Source organism: Streptococcus sp. DD11 (assembly GCF_001578865.1).
In the GTDB taxonomy this organism is placed as follows: Bacteria; Bacillota; Bacilli; order Lactobacillales; family Streptococcaceae; genus Streptococcus; species Streptococcus panodentis.
Window position 1 is genome coordinate 62,916 of the sequence record NZ_KQ969395.1, and the last position, 4,024, is coordinate 66,939.

Consider the following 4,024-nt stretch of genomic DNA (forward strand, 5'->3'; position numbering starts at 1 on the left):
AGCAGCACCGGGGACACGCTTAAGATACCAGATGCAGAAATCCAAAAGGACCAGGCCATGTATCTCTTAGCAGCTGTAGGACTGGTCTATGCTGTTATCAATCTGATTATCAGCGGCGGCATAGACATGATCCGCCTGCTGAAAAAGACAGCTGCCAAAACGCCGAAAAAGCTGCGAATCTGGAACTATGTAACCTCACTGGCAGTATTGGCTGCAGGCCTGAATTTTGCTTTGTTTTTCCTTGCAATGACCAGCGGGGACATCAGCTTTCTGGCTAGCTGGCGCTACATGATTTATGCTGGTTTAGGCCTGATACTGGCGGCCTGTGCGGTTTATCCACTGGTGGCCAAGGCTTGGAAAGAACTGAGCAAGAGCTGCATTGCTCTGACCGTCCTGACCAGTCTGTCTGCTCTGGCTATCCTTGCCAACATCCTCTACTGGTCCCTCTATCAGTGGTGGGTGATATAAGACACAAACTCAACAATTCAGCCAGTCTTCGGATTGGCTGAAGTTTATTCAATCATTCTTTAGAAATATTTTAGAATGACTTGATAAATATTTGAAATTTAGCCTGTAAACTAAAAGAAAATAAAAAAAGAAACGGAGTATTCCCATGCAAAACATCCTCGAGGTCAAAAACCTCAGCAAGCAATACGGCCAGCAGTACGCCCTCCGTGATGTCAGCCTGTCTATCAAAAAAGGCGAGATTTACGGCCTGATCGGCAAGAACGGGGCCGGTAAATCAACACTGATTAAGATCGTCACTCGAATCATCCACGCCAGCAGCGGCCGCGTGTCACTCTTTGGCTCCAGCAATTCTCAGGAGTGGACGGAGGCCCTGAGTCGGGTCGGCGCTGTCATTGAGACCCCGGTAGCCCATGCCCATCTGACCGCCTTTGACAACCTACTTTATTACTGCATTGAGCGGAAGATTGACAATCCCAGCAAAGTCATCCAGGAATGCCTGACCTATGTCGGCCTGACCAAGACCGGTAAGAAAAAATTCAGCGAGTTTTCTCTGGGCATGAAGCAGCGGCTGGGCATTGCCATCACCCTTTTGGCCAAGCCTGACCTGCTCATCCTGGACGAGCCCATCAACGGTCTAGACCCGGTCGGTATCAAGGAATTTCGCGGGATGATCCGCCGGCTCAATCAAGAACTGGGCATAACTATCATCATCTCCAGCCATATCCTGTCTGAGCTCTATCTGGTTGCTAATAAATTTGGCATTATCAACCAAGGCCGGTTGGTGACGGAATTTACCAAGGAGGAATTTGACCGGGAAAGCGAGGACTATGTCGTCCTCAAGACCGACCGCATCCAGCAAGCTGGTCAGCTAGTCCAGGACAAGCTCCACTATCAACTCAAGCCCTCTGGCAAGGACGATGAACTCCACATCCTGGCCCAGCCTCATGAGATTAGGAACATCACGAGGGAATTAGTTCTATCCGATATTGCCATCGATGAGATCTATGCCCCTCATAGAGATTTAGAGAAATACTTTACAAACTTAGTTGAATAAGGAGAAGACCTATGTTACAAACTTTTCGAGCCGATTTTTTCCGACTCTTTCGCTCCAAGGGCTTTTGGGGAACTGAACTTTTCTTTCTGCTCATCAGCGCCATTATTGCAGTTCTCGCTGTGACAACTGCTCAGCCAGGAGACTTTTCCACTGCCCTTCCTGCCTTTGAGGCTATATCAAAGGATATGCCAATGATGTTCATCTTTATGGTGATCATCATCAGCCTGCTGCTAGGGGTTGAATTGAATAATAAACTTTATCATAATACCTTAACCAGTGGCACATCCCTGAACAAATATTACCTTGCCAAATTCATGACCTTCGCCCTGATTGCACTCCTGCATTTCTTTCTGGCTTACAGCACTGCCTTCATGGCTTCCGCCTTCTCCACAGGATTTAGCAGTCTTCCCGCTGCTTATTGGGGACAGCTGGGGCTGAGCATCTTGGTCCAGTATGTTTGTGCTCTGGCTTGGATCGGTAGCATCACCTTTGTCCTCTATCGGACCAAATCCATCGCGGTTCTCATGATTACTTTTCTCTTGGGCGATTCCATACTGAGTTTGCCTATGACCATATTTCCAAAAGTTGACTTATTCCAATATCTCCCCTTGAGATTTAATATCACCATGGTTACAGAACAAGGCGCTGCAAGTCTGACCCTTCTCTCTGCCCTGATAGCTGCTGCCGCCTTCACCGCAGCCGGCATCTACACGCTTCAGACCCGGGATTTGTAAAAGGAAGACTCAGCCAGTCTTCGGATTGGCTGCTTTTTCATTCTTTAAAAACATTTGAGAATGTCTTGATAAGCATTCGAAATTTAGTCTGTAAACTGGAAATAAAAAAGAAACGGAGTATTCCCATGCAAAACATCCTCGAGGTCAAGAACCTCAGCAAGCAATACGGCCAGCAGTACGCCCTGCGTGATGTCAGCCTGTCCATCCAAAAAGGTGAGATTTACGGCCTAATCGGCAAAAACGGGACCGGCAAGACCACCTTGATTAAGGTGATTACCCAGCTCATCCATGCCAGCAGCGGCAGCGTGTCTGTCTTTGGCTCCCAGACCTCTAAGGAATGGACCGAGGCTCTGAGAAAGACCGGCTCTGTCATCGAAACACCGGTGGCCTACAATCAGATGACCGCCTATGAAAATCTCAGCTACTGCTGCAAGGTTCACCAGATTGCCCAGCCTGACCAGCTTATCAAGGAAACCCTGGCCTATGTCGGTCTGACCGATACCGGCAAGAAGAAATTTCGGAACTTCTCTCTGGGCATGAAGCAGCGGCTAGGCATTGCCATCGCGCTGATCCATAAACCAGAGCTGATGATACTGGATGAACCCATCAATGGCCTAGACCCGCTCGGCATCAAGGAATTCCGGAATATGATCCAGCGGCTCAATCAAGAGCTAGGCATTACCTTTATCATTTCCAGTCACATCCTGTCCGAGCTCTATCTGGTCGCCAGCAAGTTTGGCATCATTGACCAGGGGCAGCTGGTGACGGAATTTACCAAGGAAGACTTTGACCAAGCCAGCGAAGACTATATCGTCCTCAAGGCCTCTGAGCCAGAGCAGGCTGCCAGTCTCATCCAAGAAAAGCTTCACTACCAGCTCAAGGATGCGGACAAGGCCGGCGAACTGCATATCATGGCGCAGGAGCAGGAGCTCAATGCCATCGTCAGGGAGCTGGTCCTGGCCAATATTTCTATCAGCGGCATCTATGCAGCCCACAAAGACCTCGAAAAATATTTCACAGATTTAGTCCAATAATTAAGGAGAATACCCCATGTTACATACTTTTCAAGCAGATTTTTACCGTTTCTTTCGTTCCAAAGCCGTTTGGATTACCGAAGCTATCTTTCTACTGCTCACCCTTTTCTCAGCCGTTGGCAAGGCAAACGCGGTCCAGACTATACAGGGCGTTTCCAGCGGTCACGGTAATAATACTTTTATCATCATTATCCTCTCCATGATCGTCATCGGGACGGATATGGCCCAGCAGCTCTACAAAAATACGCTGACCAGCGGTGTCTCCCGTACCAGCTTCTTCATCTCCAAAGGCCTGGTCATGGCCTGTGTCATAGCCCTGCAGATGGCTATCTTTTATGCCTTCAGCTTTATGGTGGCGGCTGTCCTGAATGGCATCGGCCCTCTGTCAGCCAGCTTCCTGTTTCAGTTTATCCTTGTATTTTGCGTACAGTTTCTGGCTACCATGGCTTGGACTGCCATGACTACCTTCGTCCTTTATCTGAGCAAGTCCATGATTGCTGCTTTGGGAGCCCACCTTTTCTGCGCATCTTTGACCGGTGCCCTCGCTCAATTTTACCCCAAATCCCAATGGCTGCAGCACCTGACTATGAGCTTTGACTTTGAATTGGTCCAAAGCAGCGGCGTGACCATGAGAATTGTCCTGATTGCCTTGCTAACAGGCGCCGCCCTCACAGCTGCTGGCCTCTATACTCTTCATAAAAAGGATTTATAGAAGAAACAAGGCGGTCAAACAG

The 4,024-nt window shown here is 48.7% G+C and carries 4 protein-coding genes and 1 pseudogene; all 5 read left to right on the plus strand.

Annotated features, from left to right (window positions below):
* Window positions 1–468: pseudogene (locus tag STRDD11_RS08050) on the plus strand (methicillin resistance protein FmtA); the annotation flags it as partial.
* 145 nt (window positions 469–613) lie between these two features.
* On the plus strand, window positions 614–1,522 hold the full coding sequence (locus STRDD11_RS08055; protein ID WP_128836897.1) for an ATP-binding cassette domain-containing protein: 909 nt from the start codon (window positions 614–616) through the stop codon (window positions 1,520–1,522).
* 11 nt (window positions 1,523–1,533) lie between these two features.
* Window positions 1,534–2,256 carry a hypothetical protein gene (locus STRDD11_RS08060; protein ID WP_128836898.1) on the plus strand — a complete coding sequence of 241 codons (723 nt, stop codon included), beginning with the start codon at window positions 1,534–1,536 and terminating at the stop codon, window positions 2,254–2,256.
* A gap of 125 nt (window positions 2,257–2,381) precedes the next feature.
* Window positions 2,382–3,290 carry an ATP-binding cassette domain-containing protein gene (locus tag STRDD11_RS08065; RefSeq protein ID WP_128836899.1) on the plus strand — a complete coding sequence of 303 codons (909 nt, stop codon included), beginning with the start codon at window positions 2,382–2,384 and terminating at the stop codon, window positions 3,288–3,290.
* A 16-nt stretch (window positions 3,291–3,306) separates the two neighbouring features.
* Window positions 3,307–4,002, plus strand: a complete 696-nt coding sequence (locus STRDD11_RS08070; RefSeq protein ID WP_128836900.1) for an ABC transporter permease — start codon at window positions 3,307–3,309, stop codon at window positions 4,000–4,002.
* Window positions 4,003–4,024 lie beyond the last annotated feature (22 nt).

Coding starts and splice junctions, on each gene's coding strand:
- STRDD11_RS08055 (WP_128836897.1), top strand. CDS start 614: ATGCAAAACATCCTCGAGGTCAAAAACCTCAGCAAGCAATACGGCCAG.
- STRDD11_RS08070 (WP_128836900.1), top strand. CDS start 3,307: ATGTTACATACTTTTCAAGCAGATTTTTACCGTTTCTTTCGTTCCAAA.
- STRDD11_RS08060 (WP_128836898.1), top strand. CDS start 1,534: ATGTTACAAACTTTTCGAGCCGATTTTTTCCGACTCTTTCGCTCCAAG.
- STRDD11_RS08065 (WP_128836899.1), top strand. CDS start 2,382: ATGCAAAACATCCTCGAGGTCAAGAACCTCAGCAAGCAATACGGCCAG.